The 1465-nt window shown below is 72.1% G+C and carries 1 protein-coding gene; it reads right to left on the bottom strand.

Annotated elements, in window-relative coordinates; genetic code table 11:
• On the bottom strand, positions 1-1465 hold a 1465-nt coding region (locus PUR56_RS06920), incomplete at both ends, for an acyltransferase domain-containing protein (protein ID WP_443034450.1).

The raw sequence follows: 1465 nt of genomic DNA, 5'->3' as shown, positions 1-1465 counted from the left end.
GCCTCGGCAACGGCGTCGATCTCGGCTTCCAGGCCCGCGACCACCACGGCCCCAGGGCCGTTCACCACGGCGACGTCCACGTCCGGGAACGCCTCCAGCACCTCCGCCTCGGAAGCACCCACCGCGAGCATCGCCCCACCCGACGGAAGGGCCTGCATCAACCTGCCGCGCGCGGCGACCAGCGTGGCCGCGTCCGCGAGCGACAGCACCCCGGCCACATGCGCGGCAGCAACCTCACCGATCGAGTGCCCGACCAGGACGTCCGGCCGCACACCCCAGCGGGTGAGCAGCGCATGCAACGCCACCTCGACGGCGAACAGGGCCGGCTGCGCGTACCCGGTGCGGTGGATCAGTTCCTCGTCCGCCAGCACCTCCGCCAACGGCCGGTCCAGATGGGCATCCAGGTGCAACGCCACCTGGTCGAAGGCATCCGCGAACACCGGGAACGCCTCGTACAACCCCCGGCCCATCGACGCTCGCTGCGCGCCCTGACCCGTGAACAGGAACGCCACCCGCCCGGCACCCGTCGTGCCCCGGAGTGCCGCAGCACCTGTGGCGACTCGGCGCATGCCCTCGACGAGGGTCTCCCGGTCACCGGCGAGCACCACGGCCCGGTGCGGCAGTGCCGCACGGCGGATCGAGGCGGCGCCGAGTTCCACCGGGCGAGCGATGTCCACCCCGGCGCTGTCGATCAGCTGTTGAGCCTGAGCACGCAGGGACGCCTCGTCCGTACCGGACAACAGCACCGGAGCAAGCGGTAGTTCGACCGACACCGGGGCAGTGGGCTCGACAGCCGGGGGCTCCTCCACGATCACGTGCGCGTTGGTGCCACTGACACCGAACGCCGACACACCCGCCCGACGAGGCCGATCCCCGGCGCTCCACGGACGCGACTCCGTCAACAGCGACACCGCGCCGGAAGCCCAATCCACGTGCGGGGAACGCTCGTCGGCGTTCAGCGTCGCGGGCAGGGTCTCGTGCCGCATGGCCAGCAGCATCTTGATGATGCCGGCGACACCGGCCGCCGCCTGCGTGTGCCCGATGTTGGACTTTACCGACCCGAGCCAGAGCGGGTCACCACCGTCACGGTCCTGACCGTAGGTGGCCAGGAGGGCCTGGGCCTCGATGGGGTCGCCGAGCGTCGTGCCGGTGCCGTGCGCCTCGACGGCGTCCACGTCGGACGCCGACAGGCCCGCCTGCGCCAACGCGGCCCGGATCACCCGCTGCTGCGACGGACCGTTCGGCGCCGTCAGACCGTTCGACGCACCGTCCTGATTGACCGCCGTGCCCCGCACCACCGCCAGGACCTGGCGACCGGCCGCCCGCGCAGACGACAACCGCTCCACGAGCAGCATGCCGACACCCTCGGACCAACCCGTCCCGTCCGCACCCGCACCGAACGACTTGCACCGGCCGTCCGGCGCCAGACCCCGCTGACGCGAGAACTCCACGAACACATCCGGCG

Origin of the sequence: Streptomyces sp. BE303 (assembly GCF_036290945.1) — a bacterium.
Taxonomy (GTDB): Bacteria; Actinomycetota; Actinomycetes; order Streptomycetales; family Streptomycetaceae; genus Kitasatospora.
Note: the sequence above shows the minus strand (reverse complement) of the source record. Positions and strands in the feature narration are given on the sequence as shown.